28 protein-coding genes and 2 pseudogenes are annotated in these 25015 nt (G+C 58.6%); 12 read left to right on the forward strand and 18 right to left on the reverse strand.

The window, feature by feature from the left end:
- Positions 1 to 58: 58 nt before the first annotated feature.
- From CKW20_RS04810 to puuE, 7 genes are all read right to left on the reverse strand, one after another.
- Entirely contained in the window at positions 59 to 844 is a 786-nt protein-coding gene (locus CKW20_RS04810; RefSeq protein ID WP_095051876.1) for an outer membrane protein OmpK, read from the reverse strand.
- Positions 841 to 1260: a hypothetical protein gene (locus CKW20_RS28910; protein ID WP_141228910.1), complete on the reverse strand. Its 420-nt coding sequence runs from the start codon at positions 1258 to 1260 to the stop codon at positions 841 to 843. The genes CKW20_RS04810 and CKW20_RS28910 overlap by 4 nt, the downstream gene beginning before the upstream one ends.
- A 228-nt stretch (positions 1261 to 1488) precedes the next feature.
- A complete protein-coding gene (locus CKW20_RS04815) occupies positions 1489 to 2787 on the reverse strand; it encodes a urate hydroxylase PuuD (RefSeq protein WP_095051877.1) in 1299 nt (432 codons plus the stop codon).
- Between the two features lie 50 nt (positions 2788 to 2837).
- Positions 2838 to 3341: an ureidoglycolate lyase gene (locus CKW20_RS04820; RefSeq protein WP_052963640.1), complete on the reverse strand. Its 504-nt coding sequence runs from the start codon at positions 3339 to 3341 to the stop codon at positions 2838 to 2840.
- Positions 3342 to 3480: 139 nt separating this feature from the next.
- On the reverse strand, positions 3481 to 4476 hold the full coding sequence (gene alc, locus CKW20_RS04830) for an allantoicase (protein WP_095051879.1): 996 nt from the start codon (positions 4474 to 4476) through the stop codon (positions 3481 to 3483).
- Between the two features lie 88 nt (positions 4477 to 4564).
- Positions 4565 to 5080, reverse strand: a complete 516-nt coding sequence (gene uraD / locus CKW20_RS04835; protein ID WP_095051880.1) for a 2-oxo-4-hydroxy-4-carboxy-5-ureidoimidazoline decarboxylase — start codon at positions 5078 to 5080, stop codon at positions 4565 to 4567.
- Positions 5077 to 6003, reverse strand: coding sequence for an allantoinase PuuE (puuE, locus tag CKW20_RS04840; RefSeq protein ID WP_095051881.1), 927 nt, complete (start codon positions 6001 to 6003; stop codon positions 5077 to 5079). The genes uraD and puuE overlap by 4 nt, the downstream gene beginning before the upstream one ends.
- 435 nt (positions 6004 to 6438) lie before the next feature.
- Between puuE and uraH the strand changes: the two genes are divergently transcribed.
- Positions 6439 to 6792 (forward strand): hydroxyisourate hydrolase, encoded by a 354-nt coding sequence (gene uraH / locus CKW20_RS04845; RefSeq protein ID WP_095051882.1) that lies wholly within the window; start codon positions 6439 to 6441, stop codon positions 6790 to 6792.
- A 260-nt stretch (positions 6793 to 7052) separates the two neighbouring features.
- On the opposite strand, the gene CKW20_RS04850 is transcribed toward uraH, so the two are convergent.
- The 3 genes from CKW20_RS04850 to CKW20_RS04865 form a co-directional block, all read right to left on the reverse strand.
- Positions 7053 to 7679: a LysE family translocator gene (locus CKW20_RS04850; protein ID WP_095051883.1), complete on the reverse strand. Its 627-nt coding sequence runs from the start codon at positions 7677 to 7679 to the stop codon at positions 7053 to 7055.
- Positions 7680 to 7758: 79 nt separating this feature from the next.
- Positions 7759 to 9108: an NCS2 family permease gene (locus tag CKW20_RS04855; RefSeq protein WP_095051884.1), complete on the reverse strand. Its 1350-nt coding sequence runs from the start codon at positions 9106 to 9108 to the stop codon at positions 7759 to 7761.
- Positions 9109 to 9423: 315 nt separating this feature from the next.
- Positions 9424 to 9870: a MarR family winged helix-turn-helix transcriptional regulator gene (locus CKW20_RS04865; RefSeq protein WP_095051886.1), complete on the reverse strand. Its 447-nt coding sequence runs from the start codon at positions 9868 to 9870 to the stop codon at positions 9424 to 9426.
- A gap of 82 nt (positions 9871 to 9952) precedes the next feature.
- Here CKW20_RS04865 and CKW20_RS04870 point away from each other — a divergent pair, with 82 nt between their 5' ends.
- Complete coding sequence (locus tag CKW20_RS04870) at positions 9953 to 11119, forward strand: PLP-dependent aminotransferase family protein (protein WP_095051887.1); 1167 nt, start codon at positions 9953 to 9955, stop codon at positions 11117 to 11119.
- A gap of 186 nt (positions 11120 to 11305) precedes the next feature.
- On the opposite strand, the gene CKW20_RS04875 is transcribed toward CKW20_RS04870, so the two are convergent.
- The 5 genes from CKW20_RS04875 to CKW20_RS04895 form a co-directional block, all read right to left on the reverse strand.
- Positions 11306 to 11677, reverse strand: coding sequence for a glutathione S-transferase N-terminal domain-containing protein (locus CKW20_RS04875; RefSeq protein WP_095051888.1), 372 nt, complete (start codon positions 11675 to 11677; stop codon positions 11306 to 11308).
- Between the two features lie 101 nt (positions 11678 to 11778).
- Positions 11779 to 12324 (reverse strand): GTP cyclohydrolase I FolE, encoded by a 546-nt coding sequence (gene folE / locus CKW20_RS04880; RefSeq protein ID WP_007898818.1) that lies wholly within the window; start codon positions 12322 to 12324, stop codon positions 11779 to 11781.
- Between the two features lie 77 nt (positions 12325 to 12401).
- The gene (locus CKW20_RS04885) at positions 12402 to 12959 is read right to left on the reverse strand and encodes a Smr/MutS family protein (RefSeq protein WP_095051889.1); all 558 of its coding nucleotides are present in this window, start codon (positions 12957 to 12959) and stop codon (positions 12402 to 12404) included.
- 75 nt (positions 12960 to 13034) lie between these two features.
- Complete coding sequence (locus CKW20_RS04890; protein WP_095051890.1) at positions 13035 to 13355, reverse strand: hypothetical protein; 321 nt, start codon at positions 13353 to 13355, stop codon at positions 13035 to 13037.
- Positions 13356 to 13487: 132 nt separating this feature from the next.
- Positions 13488 to 14078, reverse strand: coding sequence for a cysteine hydrolase family protein (locus tag CKW20_RS04895; RefSeq protein ID WP_095051891.1), 591 nt, complete (start codon positions 14076 to 14078; stop codon positions 13488 to 13490).
- 238 nt (positions 14079 to 14316) lie between these two features.
- On the opposite strand from CKW20_RS04895, the gene prmB reads away from it, so the two are divergent.
- Entirely contained in the window at positions 14317 to 15225 is a 909-nt protein-coding gene (gene prmB / locus CKW20_RS04900) for a 50S ribosomal protein L3 N(5)-glutamine methyltransferase (RefSeq protein WP_095051892.1), read from the forward strand.
- Between the two features lie 42 nt (positions 15226 to 15267).
- On the opposite strand, the gene CKW20_RS04905 is transcribed toward prmB, so the two are convergent.
- Together CKW20_RS04905 and CKW20_RS04910 are read right to left on the reverse strand one after the other, a co-directional pair.
- On the reverse strand, positions 15268 to 16059 hold the full coding sequence (locus CKW20_RS04905) for a hypothetical protein (RefSeq protein ID WP_095051893.1): 792 nt from the start codon (positions 16057 to 16059) through the stop codon (positions 15268 to 15270).
- 367 nt (positions 16060 to 16426) lie between these two features.
- On the reverse strand, positions 16427 to 17425 hold the full coding sequence (locus CKW20_RS04910; RefSeq protein ID WP_095051894.1) for an alpha/beta hydrolase: 999 nt from the start codon (positions 17423 to 17425) through the stop codon (positions 16427 to 16429).
- 86 nt (positions 17426 to 17511) lie between these two features.
- Between CKW20_RS04910 and aroC the strand changes: the two genes are divergently transcribed.
- From aroC to CKW20_RS04925, 5 genes and pseudogenes are all read left to right on the forward strand, one after another.
- Positions 17512 to 18603 carry a chorismate synthase gene (aroC, locus tag CKW20_RS04915; protein ID WP_095051895.1) on the forward strand — a complete coding sequence of 364 codons (1092 nt, stop codon included), beginning with the start codon at positions 17512 to 17514 and terminating at the stop codon, positions 18601 to 18603.
- Positions 18604 to 18631: 28 nt separating this feature from the next.
- Complete coding sequence (locus CKW20_RS04920; RefSeq protein WP_176466852.1) at positions 18632 to 19783, forward strand: MFS transporter; 1152 nt, start codon at positions 18632 to 18634, stop codon at positions 19781 to 19783.
- A pseudogene (locus tag CKW20_RS30110) lies at positions 19780 to 19842 on the forward strand (methylthioribulose-1-phosphate dehydratase); the annotation flags it as partial. The gene CKW20_RS04920 and the pseudogene CKW20_RS30110, both read left to right, overlap by 4 nt.
- A pseudogene (locus CKW20_RS29790) lies at positions 19842 to 19943 on the forward strand (hypothetical protein); the annotation flags it as partial. The pseudogenes CKW20_RS30110 and CKW20_RS29790, both read left to right, overlap by 1 nt.
- A gap of 20 nt (positions 19944 to 19963) precedes the next feature.
- Positions 19964 to 20509, forward strand: a complete 546-nt coding sequence (locus tag CKW20_RS04925; protein ID WP_095051896.1) for an acireductone dioxygenase — start codon at positions 19964 to 19966, stop codon at positions 20507 to 20509.
- 218 nt (positions 20510 to 20727) lie between these two features.
- On the opposite strand, the gene CKW20_RS04930 is transcribed toward CKW20_RS04925, so the two are convergent.
- The gene (locus CKW20_RS04930) at positions 20728 to 21006 is read right to left on the reverse strand and encodes a DUF3509 domain-containing protein (protein WP_095051897.1); all 279 of its coding nucleotides are present in this window, start codon (positions 21004 to 21006) and stop codon (positions 20728 to 20730) included.
- 355 nt (positions 21007 to 21361) lie between these two features.
- Between CKW20_RS04930 and CKW20_RS04935 the strand changes: the two genes are divergently transcribed.
- The 4 genes from CKW20_RS04935 to CKW20_RS04950 all read left to right on the forward strand — a co-directional run bounded on the left by CKW20_RS04935 (position 21362) and on the right by CKW20_RS04950 (position 24863).
- Positions 21362 to 23200 (forward strand): long-chain-acyl-CoA synthetase, encoded by a 1839-nt coding sequence (locus CKW20_RS04935; protein WP_095051898.1) that lies wholly within the window; start codon positions 21362 to 21364, stop codon positions 23198 to 23200.
- Positions 23201 to 23311: 111 nt separating this feature from the next.
- Positions 23312 to 23830, forward strand: a complete 519-nt coding sequence (locus CKW20_RS04940; RefSeq protein ID WP_095051899.1) for an ankyrin repeat domain-containing protein — start codon at positions 23312 to 23314, stop codon at positions 23828 to 23830.
- 239 nt (positions 23831 to 24069) lie between these two features.
- Positions 24070 to 24600 (forward strand): hypothetical protein, encoded by a 531-nt coding sequence (locus CKW20_RS04945; RefSeq protein ID WP_095051900.1) that lies wholly within the window; start codon positions 24070 to 24072, stop codon positions 24598 to 24600.
- Positions 24601 to 24671: 71 nt separating this feature from the next.
- Complete coding sequence (locus CKW20_RS04950) at positions 24672 to 24863, forward strand: PLDc N-terminal domain-containing protein (RefSeq protein WP_063342991.1); 192 nt, start codon at positions 24672 to 24674, stop codon at positions 24861 to 24863.
- The last annotated feature ends 152 nt before the right edge of the window (positions 24864 to 25015 follow it).

A 25015-nucleotide genomic window follows, 5' to 3' on the forward strand; every position in this document is an offset into this window, starting at 1 on the left:
TCTGTGCCGTTCACAAATCTACTGTAGGAGCGTGGCTTGCCCGCGAAGCTTTTGGCGATTAGAAGTGGAACTTCACCAGGAAGCTCGTGTTGCTTTGATCGGTCTTGAAGTACTGGCTGTCCTTGATTCCGTACTTGTCTGACCAGTAGTCGTACTCGACACCGACGTACAACTGCTTCTCGCCAATGCTCAGCGCTTTGCCCAAGTCGTATTTGATCTGCGGGTTGAAGTGCAGGTTGGCGTGGTAGGTGCCCTTGCTGTTCTGGTCGTTGTCGACCACCCAGTCCATGAAGCCATCGATCAGGATGTTCGAATCACCCACGGGAATGGTGTAGGACCAGACCGGTGTGATCTGCCAGACGTTGTCACCCGGGCGACTGCCTTCGGTGTGGCGCTGGTAGAAGTTCAACTGGAAATAGTCGAACCCTGGAATCGCCAGGTCGAAACCCGGACCGATCAGGTAGGACTCGGTATCGCCCTCACCGAACTCGTACGTCATGGCCAGCAGCACGTCTTTGATCGGGCCGAATTCGATCTTCTGGTCGAGGACTTTGCCCAGCGAAATACGCGGCTGGAACTCCCCGTAATAAGTGTTCGGGCCGGCGTTGAAGTCTTTTTCGCCGTTGTAGAAGATCTTGTCGACGAAGAAGAAGTTATCCCCGTATTTCCAGGCATCGGCGTGCTCGAAGGTGACGGTTTGCTGAATGCGCGGGTTGACCTGGAAGTCCTTGCCATAGAGGTAGGTCAGGCTGTTGTTCTGCCATTGCAGCAAGTCGCCGGCCATTGCCTGGCCCCCGGCCAGCAAGGATCCCGCGAGCATCAGGCTGGTGCACGTACGTTTCATTCGGTTGCTCCCAAAAGTAGGTGGTTCGACGTTATTTTTCTAAGGTCGGCGCTCTGGTGTGGCGCCTTTTCTTGCTGCTGTAAAAAATCATCCATTCGGTCAGCTTTAGTGCTGTAAGCAAGAGCTGAGCCAAGGCTTTCAAAAAGCCAAAAAACGCCCGTTCGGCTGTTCGAAAACAGTCGATTGGGCGTGATTTTGGGGTGCCTTGGTACTGTCCAGAGCCGGGGTAAGTTGGCTTTCCGGTCAGAAATTACATCCGCGCTTTTCTTTAGAGCGGATTCGGGCGGGCGCGGAGAATACTGACTCCCGCGCCATGGCTCAAGTGCCCCGCAACAGAGCGGCGGTGACAGGTTTGGGGCATGGTTACCGGCGGTCAGCCGGGCGTTGAACGACAGGCTTGTCGGGATACGAATCATCTGTTGCTCCCTCTTGTTTTTATTGTTTGAGGCGCAGGCAGTCGCTGACGGCGACCGTGGGTGCAGGTCTGCCTGTCATGCGTGTACGTATGTGGATGATGCGGTGAAAGGGCGGCACGCCGGTCGTGCATCAGGGTGACCGCGGTGCGGCCATTCGCTGGCAAGCCAGCTCCTACAGGTCATGCACATGTAGGAGCTGGCTTGCCAGCGAAGCCTTTCAACGATGAATCAGTTGGTCGGCGCTCCCTGAACAATCCACGCGCCGATCAGGTCACGTTCCTGCTGGGTCATCTGGGTGATGTTGCCCAGTGGCATGATCTGGCTGGCGACGGCTTGGGCCTGGATGCGCGGAGCCTGGAGCTTGATCTGTTCGGGCGTATCGAACATCACGCCAGCCGGCGCCGCGCTGAACAGCGGGCTGGTGGGTTTGGCCGAATGGCAGACTGTGCAGCGTTCCTGGATCACGTCATGCACCTTGTCGAACGACGGCCCCGGAGTTGATGCCTGAGCCGGTTCAGCAGCCGGCGCTGCTTTGGCCGCTTCAGGTTTGGCACCACCGCCAAGGGCGGTTTCCGGCAGTGGCTGGTACTCGATGGTCCCAGGCGCCTTGGCCACTTCAGGTGCGCTGGACATCGGCGCCGGCCCGGTCACGTAGGCCAGACAAATCATGCCGACCGCCGCAGCGGGCAGGGTCCAGGCAAACTTGTGGCTGTCGTGACGGGTGTTGAAGTAGTGACGCACCAACACCGCCAGCACCGCGATCCCGGCCAGGATCAGCCAGTTGTATTGGCTGCCGTAGGTGCTCGGGAAGTGGTTGCTGATCATGATGAACAGCACCGGCAAGGTGAAGTAGTTGTTGTGTCGCGAACGCAGCAAGCCTTTGGCCGGCAGCGCCGGATCGGGTGTGCGGTTCTCGGCGATCGCCGCGACCAAGGCGCGCTGCGCCGGCATGATGATGCGGAACACGTTGCCGACCATGATGGTGCCGATGATTGCGCCGACGTGCAGGTACGCACCACGACCGCTGAACACTTTGCTGAAGCCGTAAGCGGCGCCGATGATCAGCACGAACAGGATGAAGCCGAGCAGGGCAGGGCGTTTTCCCAGGGCCGAGTCGCAGAGGAAGGAGTAGACGAACCAGCCGACGAACAGCGAGCCGATGCCCAACAGAACACCTTCAGGGCCGGTCAGGCTGCTGCCTGGAGCGAGCAAGTACAGCGTCGGGTTGGAGTAGAACACTAGGCAGAGCAGCGCGACCCCCGACAGCCAGGTGAAGTAGGCTTCCCATTTGAACCAGTGCAGGTTGTCCGGCATGGTTGGTGGAGCCAGTTTGTATTTTTCCAGGTGATAGATACCGCCGCCGTGGATCGCCCACAAATCGCCCGCCAGCCCGTTTTTCGGATTGACCCGATTGAGGTTGTTTTCCAGCCAGACGAAATAGAACGACGCGCCGATCCAGGCCACGCCAGTGATCATGTGAACCCAGCGCACGCTCAGGTTCAGCCATTCCAACAGATGTGCTTCCACAGTCTTTACCTCTCGCCTGTCACTCTGTCGTCGAGTGATCAGACCTTCTCTTATTGGTGGGGGGCGAGGATCAACCGCTCATCCTCTTTGAAAAAATGCTCATCGCAGTTATTGCCTGTGCCACTGCGATCAACCACCAGGAAGTCATCCCGCTTTTCGATCGTCAGCACCGGATGGTGCCAAACGCCGCGATGGTAATTAATGCCCTGCCTGCCGTTGGTGACGAAGGCGCGGACCAAGCCTGATACAGGTTCATCGCCAAGTGGCGCGACCACGATCAGAAAGGGGTTGCCGAGCAGCGGAATGAAGGCCTGGCTGCCCAACGGGTGACGCTCCAGCATGCAGACGGTCAGTGGCATGTCCTGCGCGTCGGCGCGGAAGATGCTGATGATCGCCTTGTCCTCTGGCGTGGCGGTTTCGACCACAGCCAGTTTGTGAAAGCGCATGGTTGAACCGTTGTTGATCATGAAGTGATCGCTGCCGTCGGTTTCGATCACGTCACCGAAAGGGGCGAAGGCTTCTTTGGTCAGCGGTTCAATCGTCAATGTGCGCATGCTGGTCTTCTTAATCTTTTGAATTTGATCGTTCCCACGCTCTGCGTGGGAACGCCGCCATGGACGCTCCGCGTCCACTGTGACGCGGAGCGTCACGGTATGCATTCCCACGCAGAGCGTGGGAACGATCATCGCAATCTTATTTCGCGACCTTGCCGAGAACGCGCAGGCGGCTCACACCCCCATCCGGGAACACGTTCAGGCGGATGTGGGTGATCGGGCCCAGTGCCTTGATCTGCTCGGCAAAGGTGTGTTCGGCGTGCATTTCCAGCTTCTGGCTTGGCAGCAGTTCGCGCCAGAACAGCGATTGGGTTTCGATCTGGCTGTCGGTGCCGCCCTTCACGAATGCACCCTGGATCGAGCAAGTGTCCGGGTAGTTGCCCTTGAAGTGCAGGGTGTCGACGATGACTTTTTCGATCTCCCCCGCATGACCCAGCGCGATGATCACCCAGTCATTGCCCGGCGTACGACGACGCGCGGTTTCCCAGCCGTCGCCCATGTTGATGCCACGGCCCGGGTTGAGAATGTTGCTCATGCGGCCGAAGTGTTCGTCGGAGCAGGCGAGTGCGCGACCGCCGTTCAGAGCTGCGGCCAGATCGACCTGTTCGTTGTCGCCCACAGCCGACCAGTCGCGGAACGGAATGCCGTACACACGCAGACGGGCCACGCCGCCATCCGGGTAGATGTTGAAGCGCAGATGGCTGAACGCCTGGTCGTTGTTGATTTCGTGGTAGTGGTGGCTGTTGCCTTGCAACTCGACGGCCGAGAGCACTTCAGTCCACTGGGTGTTTTCGTCCGGCTCGCCCGAGGCCAGGAAGCAGGCTTCCAGGGAGGCCGACGGCGGGAAGTTGCCGGTGAAGAATGAAGTGTCGATGTCCACGCCTTTGATCGAGCCCGGTACGCCCAGGCGGATCACCGCGCTGTCGTAGCCTTCGAAGCGCTTGCGGCGCGACTCCCAGCCGTCCATCCACTTGCCGTTGTCATCGAACACGCCCTCCTTCCACACGGCCGGAGTCGGTTGGAACAGACGGTTGGCGTCTGCGAACCAGTCATCGGTGACCGAGATGATTTTGGTGCCCAGACGGGCGTCGGCCAGGTTGACGAACTTCTCGAAAGGTACGGCGTAAGCTTTCATTCTTCTTGTCTGCCTTTAAATAAGTGGCTTGGGATGCTTGCAGGGCCCTGGGCGATTTTTACGTTCATTTACGCTCGGGCCAGGCTTGCTAAAGAGTCAGTAATCGGAACAACGCGATCTTGTTGATCTCCGCCAGCGCGCATTTGAATTCGGTGTCGACCGAGTTGTGAATGCGCGTTTCGAACGCTGCGAGGATCTGATACCGGTTGCTGCCTTTTACCGCCATGATGAAGGGAAACTTGAACTTGGCCTTGTAGGCATCGTTCAGCTCGGTGAAGCGCTGGAACTCATCGCTCGAGCATTGGTGAATACCCGCGCCAGACTGTTCTTCAGTGCTGGCTGCGGTAAGCTGGCCCTGGACGGCGGCTTTGCCGGCCAGGTCCGGGTGAGCGTTGATCAGGGCCAGTTGGCTGGTGTGATCAGCGCTCAACAAGATGTCGCTCATGCGCTGGTGCAGGGTTTCGATCTCGTCGATCGAAGCGTCCTGGCCCAGGTCGAAGGCCTTCTCGGCCACCCATGGCGAATGTTCGTAGATGTCGGCGAAGGCGGCGACAAACGCGTCGCGGCTCAGGGTCGATGGCTTCAGGGTTTGGAAGTGGCTCATTTCGCGGCCCCTTGATACGGGTGGGTTTCGTGCCAGTGACGGGCGATGTCGACGCGACGGCTGAACCACACCTGTTCATGACTTTTAGCGTATTCGATAAAGCGTTTGAGCGAAGCCAGACGCGCCGGGCGGCCGATCAGGCGGCAGTGCAGGCCGATCGACAACATCTTCGGTGCCTCGGCGCCTTCGGCGTACAGCACATCGAAGGCGTCTTTCAGGTACTCGAAAAAGTCGTCGCCCTTGTTGAAACCCTGGACTTGGGTGAAGCGCATGTCGTTGGTGTCCAGGGTGTACGGAATCACCAGGTGCGGCTTGCCGGTCGGGTTGTTCGGTTCCCAGTAGGGCAGGTCGTCGTCGTAGGTGTCGCAGTCGTAAAGGAAACCGCCTTCTTCCATCACCAGCCGACGGGTATTCGGGCCGGTGCGGCCGGTGTACCAGCCCAGTGGGCGCTCGCCGGTTACTTCAGTGAGGATGCGGATTGCTTCGAGCATGTGCTCGCGTTCCTGCGCTTCGTCCATGTACTGATAGTCGATCCAGCGATAGCCGTGGCTGCAGATCTCGTGGCCAGCATCGACCATCGCGCGGATCACGTCCGGGTGGCGCTGGGCGGCCATGGCCACGGCGAAGATGGTCAGCGGGATGTCGAATTCCTTGAACAGTTTCAGAATCCGCCAGACGCCGGCACGGCTGCCATACTCGTAAAGGGATTCCATGCTCATGTTGCGCTCGCCTTGCAGCGGTTGCGCCGAGACCATCTCCGAGAGGAATGCTTCGGACTCTTTATCGCCGTGCAGGATATTGCGCTCGCCACCTTCCTCGTAGTTGAGCACGAAGGACAGCGCGATACGGGCATTGCCCGGCCAGTGTGGGTGAGGAGGGTTACTGCCGTAACCGATCAGGTCGCGTGGATAGTCAGCGCTCACTGCAGTCTTCCTTCTTGTTCGTGTCGACTTGTTCAAAGTCAGGGTGTGTGTGGCGGCCTGGCGATGAGAGGGCAGGCTGGCGTCACAGCGATGGAGTGATTGTATACAACTTTATATTCACTTTGTAAGCCTGATTTTTTGCATTTTTCACTGACTGTCCACTTTGAACGGTATTGCAAGAAACCTGCCTGACTGGTCAGCTAATGGATAAGAGATCCTTTGATCTTATGGTTCAGCGTTCGATTCGCTGTCAAACCTTGAATGACGGGGATGGCGGTAAAAATGTCGTTTTTATTGTGTACAATTTTTTTAAAAAGTGTCTTAATCAGTCGCTCGCCGCAGCTTTTCGTGCTCCGAAACGGTGCGGCCTCGTTTTCAACTGACTTCGGGAGGCGCGAGGTCTGACTGCTCCACGCAGGCAGGCGCGCAGAATCAATGGGACGTTTGACTACACACGTTTTGGACGCTGCACACGGTTGCCCGGGCAGTTCGATCAAGGTCGAGCTGTACCGCGTTGAAGGTTCGCAGCTGGAGTGGGTCGCCACTGCGATTACCAACAGCGACGGTCGTGTCGATTCGCCACTGCTGCAAGGCGATGACTATCGATCCGGGGTCTATCAGCTTCAGTTTCATGCGGGTGATTACTACCGCGCCCGTGGGGTTCAGCTGCCTGAGCCTGCGTTCCTGGATGTGGTGGTGCTGCGTTTCGGCATTTCTGCGGAACAGGATCACTACCATGTGCCGTTGTTGATTTCGCCGTATAGCTATTCGACCTACAGAGGAAGCTAGATCCCCCAAGCTATCTTTCTCAGAAGCAACTGCGCATATAGCTTCTTTGGTCTTTCGCCCGCTCACACTGCGGGCTTTTTTTGCCCTGAGAAATGCGGTGTAGGGGAGGGACCCTTCGCGGGCAAGCCTCGCTCCTACAGGGGATTTGTGCCGTTCACATTGATTTAAACCGTTCACAATTGATCTGTGTCGTTCACAATTTGACTTATGCCGTTCACCAATCCCTGTAGGAGCGAGGCTTGCCCGCGAAGCTCTTGCTTTTAACGGCTCAACAACGACGCCGCACCAGCCCCACTAAACAACCCCGCACTCACCCGGTTAAACCAACTCTGCCCCTTGCCGCTGCGCAAATACCGCGCAGCGCCATGAGCCCCCAGCCCATAAGCCAATTTGCACAGCAGATCCAGCACAGTCCAGGTCACGATCATTACCAGCAACTGCGGCAGGAACGGTTGCTCGGCACTCAAAAACTGCGGCAGGAAAGCGGCAAAGAACAAAATATCTTTCGGATTACTCGCGCCGAGCATGAATGCGCGCCCGAACAGTGCGCGAAAGCGCGGCACCGGTGCAGCCTGGGGCACTTCGGCACTCTGGGATGGCTGACGCGATTGCTGCCAGCTCTGCCAGGCGAGGTAGAACAGGTACAGCGCGCCGACGATTTTCAGGGCGCTGAACAGCTGTTCCGACGCCAGCAACAAGGCGCCCAGACCCAAAGCCGAAGCACTGAGCAGGCAAATCGATGCGATCACACCGCCGAGAAACGCCGGGTAAGAACGGCGCAAACCGTAATTCAGACTGTTGCTGATCATCAGCAAAGACAGTGGCCCCGGGATCAGGATCACCACCAGCGCAGCGCCACTGAACAGCAGCCAGGTTTCCAGACTCATCACTTTCCTCCCTATATGCAAAAGCCCCACCCGACGGGGTGAGGCTGTTTTGAAACACTGTTTTTGAAACGTGTACGGCTTACAAGAAAATGAACTTGGCGATGAAGATCGCGCAAAGCACCCACAGGCTGACGGAAATTTCCTTGTACTTACCGGTGCCGGCCTTCAGCGTCACGTAAGTGATAAAGCCCAGCGCAATGCCGTCGGCGACCGAGAAGGTCAGCGGCATCATGATCGCGGTGACGATCGCCGGAATGCTGTCGGTCGCTTCGTCCCATTCGATATGAGCCATGCCGCCCATCATCAGCATCGCCACATAAATCAGCGCACCGGCGGTGGCGTAAGCGGGAATCATGCCAGCCAGCGGTGCGAAAAACATCGCGGCAATAAATAGCACACCTACGGTCACAGCGGTAAGACCAGTCCGACCACCCGCTGCGACGCCAGCGGCACTTTCCACGTAGCTGGTGACTGGCGGAACACCGACCACTGCACCGAACACGCTGGATGCACTGTCGGCTTTCATGGCGCGGGAAAGGTTTTCGATTTTGCCGTCGGGGTTCACCAGATTGGCGCGCTGGGCCACGCCCATCAAGGTGCCGGCGGTATCGAACATGTGCACGAAGAGGAACGCCAGGACCACGCTGATCATGCTGACGTTGAACACGCCGGCGACGTTCATGGCCATCCAGGTCGGAGCCAGGCTCGGCGGCGCTGACATAATTCCTTCGTAATGCACCAGGCCCAAACCCCAGCCAGCCAGAGTCACGGTGATGATGCTGATGAGAATCGCGCCGAACACTTTGTGGTAGCTGAGCACCGCAATCATCAGGAAGCAGATGGCCGCCAGCAATGGGCCAGGTTCGCGCAGGGAGCCGAGCTTGATCAGCGTGGCCGGGCTATCGACGACGATACCGGCGGTTTTCAACCCGATCAGTCCGAGGAACAAACCTACGCCGGCCCCCATGGCGAAGCGCAGGCTCACTGGAATGCTATTGAGCAGCCATTCGCGGATCCGTGAGAAGGTCAGAATCATGAACAACACACCGGAGACGAACACCGCACCGAGTGCGGTTTCCCAGTTGTAGCCCATGGTGCCGACCACGGTGTAAGTGAAGAACGCGTTCAGGCCCATGCCCGGCGCCAGGCCAACCGGCCAGTTGGCGTACAGACCCATCAACAGGCAACCCAGCGCGGCGGCGATGCAGGTGGCGACGAACGCCGCCCCATGATCGATGCCGGCATCCGCCATGATGTTCGGGTTGACGAAGATGATGTAGGCCATGGTGATGAAGGTTGTCAGACCGGCGATCAGCTCGGTCTTCACCGTGGTGCCATGCAAGCTGAGTTTGAAGATGCGCTCCAGCCAGCCATTGCGTAATGGCGGCGAGAGTTCCAGCGTCGAGGCTTCGGATTTGCGGCTTTCCACAGCGAGTACTCCTCAAGAGTTTTATTGTTATTTCCAGGGCCGGACCCATGAGGGTGGCAGCGACCCTTTGAGGTGCTTGCGAATTTGTTGACTTGTTGGTCAAGAACTCGCACGAAGCGAATTATGCTTTTGTATACAAATAAAGCAAATAATGTTTTTGATTTTGTAGACGAAAAGTTTGTTGATTGGGATATATCGGCTATAGACGATCGTTCCCACGCTCTGCGTGGGAATGCCGCCATGGACGCTCTGCGTCCGCCGTTGATGTGACGCAGAGCGTCACGGGATGCATTCCCACGCAGAGCGTGGGAACGATCAGCTTGGAAAGACCTGGGCTTTACCCAGCGCGAGATTCACCGCCAGCCAGCCATTCACCGCCGTCTCCCCAGCCTCGGCAAACACCCGCTCCAGCAATTTCACCTGCTCGCGCCGCAATGACTGTTCGAACCGCGCACCATCGTCGGTCAGTTCCAGCAGCCGCTTACGCTTGTCGGTCTCGGACGCAACGCTGTTCACCAGGTGCATTTCCAACAATTGCCGCAACGGAATGTTCAGCGCCTGCTTGCTCACACCCAGCAACGCCAGTAACTCCTTGACGCTGAGGGCAGGGTAACGGGCGATGAAAAACACGATGCGTTGATGCACCCGGCTCAAGCCGCGACGCTCGAGCATTTCGTCGGCTTTGGCGGTGAAGGCCTGGTAACCGAAGAAAAACGCTTCCATGGCTTGTTGCTGAGTGCTGGGGTTTTTAAGGTCAAGCATATTGACGTATCCGCTCGGTCTGTCGTAATTTCGGTCAACCAGTTTGACTCATTTTCCTCAGGCCTCGCTACCGGTGACCCCCATGGCTTTTTCCGAACGTGTCTCGCGCCTTAAAAGTTCTTTGATCCGTGAAATCCTCGCCGCCGCCCAGCGCCCGGAAGTGATGTCGTTCGCCGGGGGCTTGCCGGCCGAAGCCATGTTGCCGGAAGTCGAGTGGGCGGATATGCCGCTGTCCATGGGGCAATACGGCATGAGTGAAGGCGAGCCGGCGCTGCGTGAGGCGCTGGCGGCCGAAGCTCGAGCGTTGGGCGTGCCGTGCGAGGCGAGTCAGGTTCTGGTGGTCAGCGGTTCCCAGCAAACCCTCGATCTGGCGGCCAAGCTCTACATCGACAAAGGCACCGAGATCCTGCTTGAAGCGCCGACCTACCTGGCAGCGTTGCAGATTTTTCAGCTGTTCGGCGCCGACTGCATCACCGTCCCGCTGGAAGCCGATGGCCCGAACCTGGCGCAATTGCGCAGCTGTCTGGAAAAACACAAACCCGCGTTCATCTACCTGATTCCGACGTTTCAGAACCCGTCGGCGGTGCGTTATAGCGAAGCCAAGCGCGACGCGGTGGCGGCGTTGCTCGACGAGTTCGGCGTGACCCTGATCGAAGACGAACCCTACCGCGAACTTACCTTCGACGGCGGTAGTGCCACGCCGATTGTCAGTCGCTTGAACAAGGCCAGCTGGATCTACACCGGCACCGTGTCGAAAACCCTGTTGCCGGGCCTGCGGGTCGGTTATCTGATCGCCAGCCCAGACTTGTTCCCACACCTGCTGCGGCTCAAGCAATCGGCCGATCTGCACACCAACCGCATCGGGCAGTGGCAAGCGCTGCAATGGATCGGCACTGAGAAATACCAGCAGCACCTAAGCGAGTTGCGGGACTTTTATCGGGTTCGTCGGGACGCATTTCAGTCAGCACTCGAAAAGCATTTTGGCGACCTGGCGCAGTGGAATGTGCCGCAGGGTGGGCTGTTTTTCTGGCTGACGCTCAAGCAGCCGCTGGATACCCGCACGCTGCTCAAGGCTGCGCTGGCGGCGGATGTGGCGTTTATGCCGGGCGAACCGTTTTTTCCTGAGCCAGACAAGAACCCCGGCCATCTGCGGCTGAACTTCAGCCACATCGACCCGGCGCGGCTGGACGAAGGGCTCAAGCGATTGGCGGCGGTGGTGCGTCAGGCTCAGGCGGCAGAAGCGGCCTGAGGGTAGGGTATAAACAAATAAACCGGCCAATCGGCCGGTTAATTTTTGTCTGGGATTTGTAGTGTTTGTGCTGACGCCTTCGCGGGCAAGCCTCGCTCCTACAGGGGCGAGGTGACCATTTGCACACACCGCCAATCCGTAGGAGCGAGGCTTGCCCGCGAAGAGGCAATCAGCAACACCACACCATCAGGCAGCAGCAAACCGCTTATCCAGATAATCAATAATCACCTTGGACTCATACATCCAGGTGGTCTGGCCATTCTCTTCGATGCGCAGGCACGGCACCTTGATCTTGCCACCTTGCTCCAGCAGAGCCTGGCGATCCTGTTCGTTGTTCTTCGCATCACGCAATGCCACCGGAACGTTCAGGCGACGCAGGGTGCGGCGGGTTTTCACGCAGAACGGGCAGGCGTGGAACTGATACAGGGTCAGGCCCTTGGCGGCGGTTTCGACCTGAGCCTGAGCGGCGGCGGGGCGCTGCTTCTTGCCCGGACGAGTGATGAAATCGATGAAGATGATCAGTTGGCCGAGGCCGATACGAAGTGCTTTAACGAACACGGGATAAGCCTCACAGGGCAAACAGAAGGCGCGCAGCTTACCTGATTTTTCACGGGCGAAAAAAAACCGGCGATCAGTGCCGGTTTTCTTCGTGCTGCGTGTTACTTGATCAGGCTGAGAAACTCGCTGCGGGTGGCCGCGTTTTCGCGGAACTCGCCGAGCATCACCGAGGTGATCATCGTCGAATTCTGTTTCTCCACACCGCGCATCATCATGCACATGTGCTTGGCCTCGATCACCACCGCAACGCCCAGGGCGCCGGTGACTTGCTGGACCGCGTCGGCGATCTGGCGGCTGAGGTTTTCCTGGATCTGCAGGCGACGGGCGTACATATCGACGATCCGCGCGACTTTCGACAGCCCCAGAACCTTGCCGCTCGGGATGTAGGCAACATGGGCCTTGCCGATGAACGGCAGCATGTGGTGCTCGCACAACGAGTAGAGCTCGATGTCCTTGACCAGCACCATCTCGCTGTTGTCGGAGCTGAACAAGGCACCGTTGGTGACCTCTTCCAGTGTCTGTTCATAACCGCGGCAGAGGTACTGCATGGCTTTGGCGGCACGTTTTGGCGTGTCGAGCAGGCCCTCGCGGGAGGCGTCCTCGCCCAATTGGCCGAGAATCTCGGTGTAATTCTGTTCCAGGGACATGAAACTACCTGTGGGATTTTACGCAAAGGGCAAGGGTACGGTGACGGACACGGCGCTGCAAGCGTGAAGCGACAGCATCACTCGTCGCGACCTTCCATCATGGTGCGTTTGAGCATCACATAAACCGCTCCGGCGCCGCCGTGTTTTGGTTGGCACGAGGTGAAGCCGAGCACCTGTGAATGCTGACGTAGCCATGTATTGACGTGACTCTTGATCATCGGCCGTTTACCGTCCAGGCGCACCGCTTTGCCGTGGGTGACACGTACGCAGCGGATTTCGAATTTGGTCGCTTCGGCCAGAAAGGCCCATAGGGTTTCACGGGCCTTTTCCACGTTCATGCCATGCAGATCGAGGCTGCCTTCGAACGGAATCTGTCCGATCTTGAGCTTGCGCATCTGGCTTTCCTGGACGCCGTCGCGGGCCCACATCAGCTCATCTTCGGGGCCGACATCGATGACGAACTGATCAGACAGCCCGTCAACAGTGGTGGCATCGGTGCGCACAGTGGCGGCCTGGCGCAGCTTGGCGATTTGCGCACGGTCGGCCTTGGGTTTGCCGGTTTCGGCGCGATCGTGCTTGATCGGCTTGACGCCTTGGATCGCGTTTTTGAACAGGGAAAAATCGTCGTCTTGCATGTCAGCCTCCGCGAAGGGCGGCCAGTTTACCCAAGTCGGGACGAATGGGGCGCGACAAAACGTCCGACGTTGGGCTCAGTCGTGTTTTTTCATCAGATGCGGTGCCATATTCAGCTCTTGCGACTGGCGCGAGCGGCGACGGCAGCGGCGCCACAACCACACACCGATGTACAGAACGAACAGGCCCACGGCAAGAATGATCGCCGAGCCCAGCGGGCTGGCATTCAACTCGCCCAGCGCCGGTGGCCGGCCCAGCAGGCTGGCCGCGCCGGCCATCGCCAGCAACACACCGCACGTCGCCAGCAAGGCAGCGAACGCTGCGCCGAAGCGAAAACGCCAGTTGCTTTGGCCTTTAGGCCGCAAGCGGCGTGCATCAAAACCATCGGATAACTTCATTCCGACCTTCCTCAATGGGTATCGGCCCTTCGACCGGGAGTTGACCGGGATGTTCCTGAGGCTAGGGCAATTACAGCAAATGAGAGGCTTTTGCGGATGAGCGGCGGCATGGACCGCTCATCGAAGCGTTGATCAGATCAGTTCGCGGGTCTGGGCGAGGGTGGCGAAATTGTCCGCCATGATCGCCATCTCGGTGTGCTGAACGTGCTCGGCGCTCAGGACGCCACCCTTGTAGGGCAGGTCGCGAGTCGCGCAGGCGTCTTCAACCAATGTGCAACGAAAGCCCAGGTTCTTCGCGGCGCGCACGGTAGTGCTGACGCTGGAGTGGCTCATGAAGCCGCAGACGATAAGGTCCAGCGAGCCGAGATTCTGCAGGCGCTCCAGCAGTTCGGTGCCATGAAACGCACTCGGCAGCAATTTGCCGATGATGGTTTCGTCGCCTTGTGGCTCGAGCCCCGGGATGAACTCGCCACGCTCGCCTTGCGGGTCGAAAAGCCCACCGACGGTGCCGAGATGGCGCACGTGCACGATCGGCCGACCGGCTGCACGGGCAGCGGCCACCAGTTGTTTGATGTTCGCGATGGCAGCATCCATGCCGCTCAGTGCCAAGGGGCCGCTGAGGTATTCTTTCTGGGCATCGATGATGACAAGGGTCGCATGACCCAGATTGGCCGCTGCATAACCACGGCCGCTGAGTTGAAACATCGTTTTTGGAACGGACATTCTGGGGCTCCTTCGAGTGGGGCTTTTGCGACATTGTCCTCTGGCGGAGCGCTTCTGTGAATCGCTACCATCGTAGGCACCGCCGTTGTTGGCTCGCAGCCTTGTCAAGATACTCGTTCTGTTCAATAGCTTGCTGAAAAAATAGAAGAGTCCTACATCTGATCCGGTGTTTTTCCTGCGTCGTCGCCGCGCCTTTTGGCTGTTAGAATCGTCAGTCGTTTTTTCTGGAGTTTGCCCCGTGATCACTTCCCGACTTCGTACCCTGCGTGACCATATCCGTTGGGCCGTCAGCCGCTTCCATGGGGAGGATCTGTTTTTCGGCCATGGAACCGACAACGCCTGGGACGAAGCCCGGCACCTGGTGTTGGGTGCGCTGCACTTGCCATGGGAAATCGCCGACAGCTATCTGGACTGCCGTCTGGAAGAAGACGAGCTGGTCAATCTGCAACGCTTGCTCAAGCGCCGCATTGAAGAGCGTATTCCGACGGCTTATCTGCTGGGCGAAGCCTGGTTCTGTGGCATGTCGTTCATTGTCGACGAGCGCGTGCTGATCCCGCGTTCGCCGATTGGCGAGCTGATCGAAAAGCGTTTCGAGCCGTGGCTCGGCGCCGAACCTGCGCGCATCCTCGACTTGTGCACCGGTTCCGGTTGCATCGGCATCGCCTGTGCTTACGAGTTCCAGAATGCCGAAGTGGTACTGGCCGACCTGTCGTTCGAAGCGCTGGAAGTGGCCAACCAGAACATCGAGCGTCATGGTGTCGACGAGCGCGTGTACACCGTTCAGGGCGATGGTTTCGATGGTTTGCCGGGGCAACGTTTCGACCTGATCGTGTCGAACCCGCCTTACGTCGATGCGGAAGATTTCGCCGACATGCCGGACGAGTATCAGCACGAACCGGAGCTGGGCCTGGCGTGTGGCGACGATGGTCTGAACCTGGTGCGCCGCATGCTCGCCGAAGCTGCGGATCATCTGACTGAGAAGGGTTTGCTGATTGTCGAGGTGGGTAACAGCCAGGTTCACGTCGAGGCGCTGTATCCGGAAGTCGACTTTGCCTGGTTGGAGTTCGAGCGCGGTGGGCATGGGGTGTTCATGCTGACAGCGGAGCAGTGCCGCGATCATCAGGCGTTGTTCGCTTCTCGCATTTAACTCCGCAATGATCGTTCCCACGCGGAGCATGGGAACGATCAGTCACCTCTGCGTAGCAATCCAGATCAATAACCCCGCCTGAAACACCGCAAACGCCACCAGACAGGTAATGGTAAAACGCAGCCCGGCGTCTTCGCGTTTGTACTTGCTGACCTTTTCTTCATGCTTCTTCAGTTTGACTTCTTGCTCAGCCAGGTTCTGCTCGGCTTGCTGGAGCATCTGCGCGGCCTCGAGGATTTCCACCTGCTGCAGCTTTTCGCTGTTCCAGTCGCCGAGTAAATCACCGACCTGCACCTCTTTGACGCTGCCCTTCAGATGCTGGGCGTCGGAGTAGACCACGTCAAAACCGTGCACCCGCAGAAAGTGATCGCGGCGCAGGCGAGTGTCTTCGTTCAGCGCATCCTTGTTGTTCAGGTCAGTGCCATCGACGGTGTAGGCGGGCCATCTCTTCTTCGCCCAGGTAATGCCCTGAGCGGCCATATAACGCCCGATGCCGCGGTTCATCGGCTCGATCTGCAAACCGCTTTCCGGCCCGAAATGCACGCGTTTGGTCGTGTGATTGACCCACACGTCCAGATGATTCTGTTCTTTGCGCACACGCTGGCCCGGTAGCTTGATGGCCATGCGCATCAGGCTGTGTTCCTTGCTATTGCGTTCGGCGTAACCGAATTCGACAAAGCGCAATGGCCGTCCGCCAGTGTTGCGGTCGGTTTGCAGCGGCGCCAGGCGGAGCATTTTGTGGTGCTCGACGTGGACGTCCGCCCACGGCAGCTCGACCGCTGGCGGTGCGTCTTTTTCAGCGGTGGTGTCGGGTGAAGTCTGGGTATCAGTCATAACGGCGAGATCCTGTCCAAGCCCTGATTGCCGCCAGCCAGTGCGCTGGCGACAAAGGCTTATCGGCCGTTTTTTTCAGGACTGGAGGGCTAGGGGGCGTTCTCAACTAGTTTTCACGCCGCGTTGTCGCCTTAAAGCGGGCCAGGCAAGGCGCAGGCCGCTGGGAATGGTTGTTCCCTTTCCAAGGCCTGCAACGCAGCCTGGCCCGCTTTAAGGCACAACCCGAAGGGCCGGGCCTGCTGTTGTGCAGGGCTGCGTTGCTCGAAGCTTATTTGGAATGACCAAACCACGCTTCTCGCGCCTTGCCCTGCACAACAGCAGGCCCGGCGCGGCGTGAAAACTAGTTGAGAACGCCCCCTACCAGCGCTTAACTGGAGCGAAGTCCGTCAATAAACCCGAGGATTCGCGCGCCGAGTTCCGCTGCCAGCGGTAGTTGCGGATCCTTATAGGAGGCCAATTGCCGCTTCACGTCGTTGGGCACGATGCGCATCACGTGGTTCATGCCTTCGATCAGCGCCAGTTCGGCGTCCGGTTTGGCAGCCTTGAGCGCCTGGGCGTCACCCACGCCGACCTGAATGTCATTGCTGCCCTGGATGATCAGCGCCGGCATTTTCAGTTTGGCGAAAGCGGCGGCGGGATCCTGGCGAAACAGCGAAATCAGATACGGCTGTACGCTGGGGCGGAAAATTACCTGCAATTGCGGTGGCACGTTGTCGTCGGTGTGGCCGGCCTTGAGACTGTCGAGCAGTTCATTGCTGCGCAGCATCAACGCAGGCGGCAGGCGATTGCTCAACTGCTGGCGCAGCACCTGATCGATCGGCCGGGCGCTGCCGGACATGGAAATCACCGCTGCGGCATCGACGCTCGGCGCCGCCAGACTGGCGATCAACGCACCTTCACTGTGGCCCAGCAAAATCAGTTTGCCAAAACGCGGATCGGTTTTGAGCTTGTGGCCCCAGGCTTCGGCGTCGGCCACATAGGCCTCCACCGACAAATTGCGTTCGTCCGGAGTCGCAGCCAGGCTCGCCGCCACGCCACGCTTGTCGTAGCGCACGCTGGCGATGTTGTGTTTGGCCAGTACCCAGGCCAGCCGTTTGAGGCTGTCGTTGCGTCCGCCGTCGGGGTTGTTTCCGTCACGATCCGTAGGACCGGAGCCGGAAATGATCAGGACAACCGGTACAGGCGTGTCGGACTTGGGCAGCAACAGCGAGCCGAAAAGCTCGCCGCGGCCCGTGTCCAAAGTGATCGGGCGTTGCAGGACAGTGGCCTGTGCAAAGCCGGTAAACAAGGTAAGGCTCAAGGCTAGAACTCGCAGCATCATCACGCCATCATCAACAAGGTGCCGGTTGGACTCGCAGGCACCCATAAGGTTCGAGGATGAACTAGTCGGGTAGCCTGCGTATACTGGCGCGCATTACGTATTTTAGTTTCGATTTTCACGGAGCGTCCCGCATGTCCGGCAATACCTACGGCAAGCTGTTCACTGTCACCACCGCGGGCGAAAGCCATGGTCCGGCGTTGGTCGCCATTGTCGATGGCTGCCCGCCGGGCCTGGAGATTTCCCTTGAGGATCTGCAGCGCGACCTGGATCGCCGCAAGCCCGGCACCAGCCGCCACACCACCCAGCGCCAGGAAGCCGACGAAGTCGAAATCCTCAGCGGCGTGTTCGAAGGCCGCACCACCGGTTGCGCCATCGGCCTGTTGATCCGCAACACCGACCAGAAGTCCAAGGACTACTCGGCGATCAAGGATCTGTTCCGCCCGGCCCACGCCGACTACACCTACCACCACAAATACGGCGAGCGCGATTACCGCGGCGGCGGTCGCAGTTCGGCCCGTGAAACCGCCATGCGCGTGGCGGCAGGGGCGATTGCGAAAAAGTATCTGGCCACTCAAGGCATCATCATTCGCGGCTACATGAGCCAGCTCGGCCCGATCGAAATTCCGTTCAAGACCTGGGATTCGGTGGAAGAAAACGCTTTCTTCAGCCCCGACCCGGACAAAGTGCCGGAGCTGGAAGCCTATATGGACCAATTGCGTCGCGACCAGGATTCGGTCGGCGCGAAGATCACCGTGGTCGCCGAAGGCGTGATGCCGGGCCTTGGTGAGCCGATCTTCGATCGTCTTGACGCCGAACTGGCCCATGCGCTGATGAGCATCAACGCGGTCAAAGGTGTGGAAATCGGTGCCGGGTTTGCCAGCATCGCCCAGCGCGGCACCGAACACCGTGATGAAATGACCCCGGAAGGTTTCCTCAGCAACAACTCAGGCGGCATTCTCGGTGGCATCTCGTCCGGTCAGCCGATAGTTGCGCATCTGGCGCTCAAGCCAACCTCGAGCATCACCACGCCGGGCCGTTCCATCGACATCCATGGCAACCCGGTTGAGGTCGTCACCAAAGGGCGTCACGACCCGTGCGTCGGCATCCGCGCCACGCCGATTGCCGAAGCGATGATGGCCATCGTGCTGATGGATCATCTGCTGCGTCACCGTGGGCAGAATGTCGATGTGCGCGTGAGCACGCCGGTGCTGGGTCAGCTTTAATGGCTGTTCTTAAGGCCGCTGCAGTCTGATGGCCGTGGCGGCGCTTCCGTACTGGCGGCTCTCCAGTTTCTATCTGTTCTATTTCGCCTTGCTCGGTTCGACGGCGCCGTTTCTGGCGCTGTACTTCGATCACCTGGGCTTTTCCAGTGCGCGCATTGGCGAATTGGTGGCGATCCCGATGCTGATGCGCTGCGTGGCGCCGAACATCTGGGGCTGGCTTGGTGATTACACCGGCCGGCGGCTGGCCATCGTGCGTTTCGGCGCGGTCTGTACGCTGCTGACTTTCTCACTGATTTTCGTCAGCAAAAGCTACGCCTGGCTGGCGATGGTCATGGCCTTGCACGCGTTCTTCTGGCACGCGGTATTGCCGCAATTCGAAGTCATCACCCTGGCGCATTTGAACGGCCAAACGTCTCGCTACAGCCAGATTCGCCTGTGGGGTTCCATCGGTTTCATCATCACCGTGGTCGCGCTCGGCAGGTTGTTCGAATGGCTCAGCCTCGACATCTATCCGCTGGCGTTGGTGCTGATTATGGCCGGGATCGTCGTCAGCAGTTTATGGGTGCCTAACGCGCAACCGATTCAGAGTGAACGGTTGGCGGGGGAGGGATTCCTTCAGCAATTGCGCAACCCCGGGGTGTTGGCGTTCTACGGTTGCGTGGCGCTGATGCAGATGAGTCACGGGCCGTATTACACCTTTCTGACCTTGCACCTTGAGCGACTCGGTTACAGTCGTGGGCTGATCGGCATGCTCTGGGCGGTCGGGGTGGTCGCCGAAGTCTTGGTGTTTCTGGTCATGAGCAAGATCCTTGCGCGTTTCTCGGTGCGCCGGGTGCTGCTGGCGAGTTTCCTGCTGGCGGCTTTGCGTTGGTTGTTGCTCGGTTCGTTTGCCGAATTCCTCTGGGTGTTGCTGTTCGCCCAAGTGCTGCACGCCGCCACCTTCGGCAGCTTTCACGCCGCTGCCATCCATTTCGTGCAACGTAGCTTCGGTGCACGCCAGCAAGGGCAGGGCCAAGCGTTGTATGCCGCACTGGCTGGCACTGGCGGTGCACTGGGCGCGCTGTATTCCGGCTATAGCTGGAATACCCTCGGCGCCACATGGACCTTTAGTATTGCCAGTCTCGCAGCCTTCGCCGCTGCCGTTATCATTGCCACACGCATGCAAGAGGACAGGCCATGAGCCTTACCCGTGAACACCTCGCGCAGGAAATCATCGACGCCGGGCGTTTTTTGTATGGTGGAGTGCGCGCATGAGCGACGCATTGCGGCAGATCGAGGCCTTTGAATTTTTGTTCGTGTGCGAGTCGAAGACGCGCTCATTCTCGAACCATAAAGCATGAACCGTTAAGGAGTTGCCCCGATGAGCAGCCTGTCCGTTTACCACGTCAGCAGCCCTGACCTGCCGAACAAGGTATTGACCCACCTTGAAGACATCGCCTCGACCCTGGCCGAACAGGGCGTGCGCTTTGACCGTTGGCAAGCCGCGGCGAAAATCCAGCCAGGCGCCAGCCAAGAAGAAGTGATCGCCGCGTATCAGGAGCAAATCGACAAGCTGATGACCGAGCGCGGTTACATCACCGTCGATGTCGTCAGCCTGAACAGCGATCACCCGCAAAAAACCGAGTTGCGGGCCAAGTTCCTCGATGAGCACCGCCATGGTGAAGACGAAGTACGATTTTTCGTCGCCGGCCGTGGCTTGTTCACCCTGCACATCGGCGATTATGTCTACGCCGTGCTCTGCGAGAAAAACGACCTGATCTCGGTGCCAGCCGGCACAAAGCACTGGTTCGACATGGGTGAAAACCCGCATTTCGTTGTAATCCGCCTGTTCAACAATCCGGAAGGCTTGGTAGCCAATTTCAGCGGCGATGACATCGCCAGCCGCTTCCCGCGTCTCGAGGACTGAGTCGATGCCGATCAGCTGGCCTTCTGACTGTAACCACACATAACCTGTAGGAGCCGAGCTTGCTCGCGAAGGCGGCGGGTCAGCTGAGATTAATGTTGGCTGACACACCGCCTTCGCGAGCAAGCTCGGCTCCTACAGGGATTGCGTAACTGCAGAAACAACTCAGGCCGTGAAGCGAGAAGCTTTCACGGCCTGTTTGTTTGTAGCGTTGTAACGAATTACATCGAGTGATAAGTCGGCAAGGCGAACCGTTGCTGGCTTTGCAGCAGGGAGATCTGCGGCAGTTCGCTGGCCTGTTCGGCAACGTCACGGCGAATCGCGCTGATCACCCACGACAGCTGATCGCCGGCATGCAATTGCTGATAGGAAATCGAACGTTTGAAGACTTTGCCGTCCGTACCGCGCAGGGTCAGCAGAATGCCGCCGTCAGGCCGTGGCTGGGTGGTCACTTCGAAGTTGGAGAATAGCGACGAAAATTTTTCCTGGATCAGGCTCATGTCTATCAGCTCCGTTTGTGCTTGAAGGGCAACCATGGAGAGGTAGTTGCAGTGATTGTGCCAGCACCTGATTTTTTAAAAATACATACAAATCAATAAGTTATAAATTAAGTACCTTTATGCTTTCGTGCAATCTGCATGAATGGCCATCGTGCATCCTGCATTTTGCGTGGTCGGCATCGATTCGATGGAACCAATCACAACGCCAGGGTTCCGCTTTTCGATCTCCGGTTCGAACGCTCCAGTCGCGGATACAAAACATTGCAAAAACCGCGTGTACAGCTCAAGAACCGCTGACGTACTTTCGGCTTCAATCAACGCCACCCGACAATAAAAAGATCGAACGGGAGCAACCATGAGCCGGACGCTGAACGACACGATTACCTGGGGCATGATGCTCCGCAAACTGCCTTCCATTGCCAAAGCCATTCCCCGCGTGGTGAAGGGCATGAAAGCCGCCAACGTCAAGGATCCGACCCAGCCGTGTGGCCTGGGCTGGAGCTTCGAGCAGGCGACATTGCGCAATCCCGATGGCCCAGCCTTGCTGCAGGGCGAGGTGGCACTCACTTATGCACAGGTCAACCAATGGGCCAATCGCATCGCCCATCACCTGATCGCCCAAGGCATCGGCAAGGGCGATGTGGTGGCGATCTTTATCGAGAACCGTGTGGAACTGTTGGTGACGATATTGGCAGTGGCCAAAGTCGGCGCAATCAGCGCCTTGCTCAATACCTCCCAAACCCGTGACACCCTGGCTCACAGTTTGAATCTGGTGGCGCCTGTAGCGATCGTGGTCGGAGAAGAGCTGGTTCCGGCTTTCGATGCGGTCCGCGAGCGGGTGTCTATTGATACGGCGCGCACCTGGTTTGTCGCCGATCAAGACGCTTATCGCCATCCGGGCAATTCGCCCGATGGCTTCATTAACCTGATGACGGTCAGCGCCGAAGCGTGCAGCGATAACCCTGTCAGCAGCCAGCGGGTTTTTCTCGACGATCCTTGTTTCTATATTTACACCTCGGGCACCACCGGGTTGCCCAAGGCCGGGGTGTTCAAGCACGGCCGCTGGATGCGCAGTTCCGCCAGTTTCGGGCGGATTGCCCTGGACATGCAGCCGCAGGATGTCGTCTATTGCACCTTGCCGCTGTACCACGCCACCGGGCTCTGCGTGTGCTGGGGCTCGGCAATCAGCGGGTCGTCGGGGTTTGCCATCCGCCGCAAGTTCAGCGCCAGTCAGTTCTGGAGCGACGTGCGCAAATACCGGGCGACCACCCTAGGTTACGTCGGCGAATTGTGCCGCTACCTGGTGGATCAACCGCGCAGCCCGGACGACAGTCGACACAGCGTGACAAAGATGATCGGCAATGGTCTGCGTCCTGGCGCGTGGAGCGAGTTCAAAACGCGTTTCGCCGTTGACCATATCTGCGAGCTGTACGCCGCCAGCGATGGCAATATCGGCTTCACCAACATCCTCAATTTTGACAACACCATCGGTTTTTCCCTGATGTCCTGGGAGCTGGTGGCGTACGACCACGACAGCGGCGCGCCCACCCGTGACGCCAGGGGCTTCATGCGCAAAGTGACCAAGGGCGAGCAGGGTTTGCTGTTGGCGAGGATCGACGACAAGGCGCCGCTGGACGGCTATACCGATCCGCAAAAGACTGCAAAAGTCGTGCTCCGCGACGTATTCAAGAAGGGTGACCGTTACTTCAATACCGGCGACTTGCTGCGCAACATCGGTTTTGGCCACGCGCAATTTGTCGATCGCTTGGGTGATACCTATCGCTGGAAGGGCGAAAACGTCTCGACCACCGAGGTCGAGAACATCCTTCTGCAACACCCGCAGATCGCCGAAGCCGTGGCCTATGGCGTGGAAATCCACAACACCAATGGACGTGCCGGGATGGCGGCAATCACACCGGCTGAATCCCTGGCGACCCTGGACTTCAGCGAGTTACTGGCGTTCGCCAGGCAGCAAATGCCTGCCTATGCGGTGCCACTTTTTCTGCGGGTAAAGGTGAAAATGGAAACCACCGGAACCTTCAAATACCAGAAGACCCGACTCAAGGATGAAGCCTTCGACCCGAACAAAACCGGCGATGATCCGATCTACGCCTGGTTGCCAGGGACCCAGACTTACGTGCAAGTCACCGAGCAGGTGCTGGCGGATATTCACGGCGGCAAGCACCGCTATTGAATGTGGCCTTATTGACTGTGGCTATGGCCGCCCATTAGAAAAAAGAAGTGACAGGTTCCGGAGCGCTCGGGAAACTATCGGCTTTCCGATTGACCGAATGTGGAGTCCCCAATGTCAGACAAAAGCCGCCAGATGACCCCCGAAGAGGCTGCTGAATTTGCCGAACAGGTGTTCAACAAAGCGCGCGAGGGCGATGCGGCCATGATGGCTGCGCTGCTGACCAAGGGCCTGCCGCCGAACCTGCGCAACCACAAGGGCGATACCTTGTTGATGCTCGCGGCGTACCACGGCCATGTCGAGACGGTAAAAGTGCTGCTCGAGCACAAGGCCGACCCGGAAATCCGCAATGACAACGGCCAGAGCCCGATTGCCGGCGCGGCGTTCAAGGGTGATCTGGCGGTGGTCAAGGCATTGGTTGAGGGGGGCGCGCAAGTGGAAGGTTCGTCCTTCGACGGTCGCACTGCGCTGATGATGGCGGCGATGTTCAACCGCGTCGAAATCATCGACTACCTGATCAGCAAAGGCGCCGATCCGAAAGCCAAGGATGCCAACGGTGTATCCGCGCTGGACGCGGCCAAAACCATGGGCGCGGTGGATACCACCGCACAGCTGCAAAAACTGGTTGGCTGATTCCCTCTGTGGCCGCGGGGGCTTTTGTGGCGAGGGAGCTTGTCCCGCTCGGCTGCGAAGCAGTCGTAAACCAGGCGAATGCGGTCTGTCTGAACGACCGCGGTGGCTGATTTTGGGGCTGCTTCGCAACCCAGCGGGAGCAAGCTCCCTCGCCACAGGTTCATGCCAGGTCCCGCAATCCGTTTCCGAATGCGCTATCCTTCGCGCCCTCAAATCTCCCTCGCTACAGGATCCACCTCATGAAAGCCGCACTCGTCGAACTCATCAGCAAAATCAGCTCCGGGTGCATGAGCGAGGACGAAATCCTGAAAGTCGCTGACGAAGCGGCTCAGGCCTACGCCGATCCAGAGGCTTTTCTGGCGGCCAATCCGGACATCAACTACGACGACACCTTCCCGATCCCGTTGGGCGAGTGGGTAGTCGTCGGCAGCTTGCCGGAAACCGTGCTGTTCCAGGCCGACACCTACATGGACCTGTTTGCGCAGATCGTCGCTTCGTTCGGTCCTGGCGTCGATTTCAACATCAAACCCAAGCAACTGGCCAAAACCGAAGCCTTGACGGCGCTTAACCGCATTCAGGTGCAAATGAGCAGCATGAACAAGGAAAATGGCGGTTACACGCTGATGAACTTCAGCCAGTTGCTCGACGACGAACTGCAAGTGGTGCTGGTATACGGTAACGACGTGCCACGGGTGCTGGAGTTGTGCGCGGAAGTCGGCATCGCCGCCGCGCCCTCCCTGGAAGCCCTGAAAGTGGCGATCCACGTCTGACGGTAATAAAACTGAATCCTCGCAAGGCCCGACTATCCTAAGAGTGCATACCACTCTTCGGGAGCGTCACTATGGGTTCCACGTTCAACAGCCTGGTTGGCCTGATTGTTCTTGCCCTGGATATCTGGGCCATCATCAACGTGCTTAAAAGTGGCGCTGAGACCGGGATGAAAATCATCTGGGTGCTATTGATCCTGCTGCTGCCGGTCCTGGGCCTGATCATCTGGGCCATCGCCGGGCCGCGAGGCAATGTGCGGATCTGACTGCATCCTACTAAAATGAACACATAACCCTGTAGGAGCGAAGCTTGCTCGCGAAAGCGGTGTATCGGTCGACATGTGAATTGACTAATACACCGCTTTCGCGAGCAAGCTTCGCTCCTACACAGGGTTTCTGTGTTTTTTTTATGCCGGCA

Origin of the sequence: Pseudomonas sp. Irchel s3b2, from assembly GCF_900187445.1 — a bacterium.
Classification (GTDB): Bacteria; Pseudomonadota; Gammaproteobacteria; order Pseudomonadales; family Pseudomonadaceae; genus Aquipseudomonas.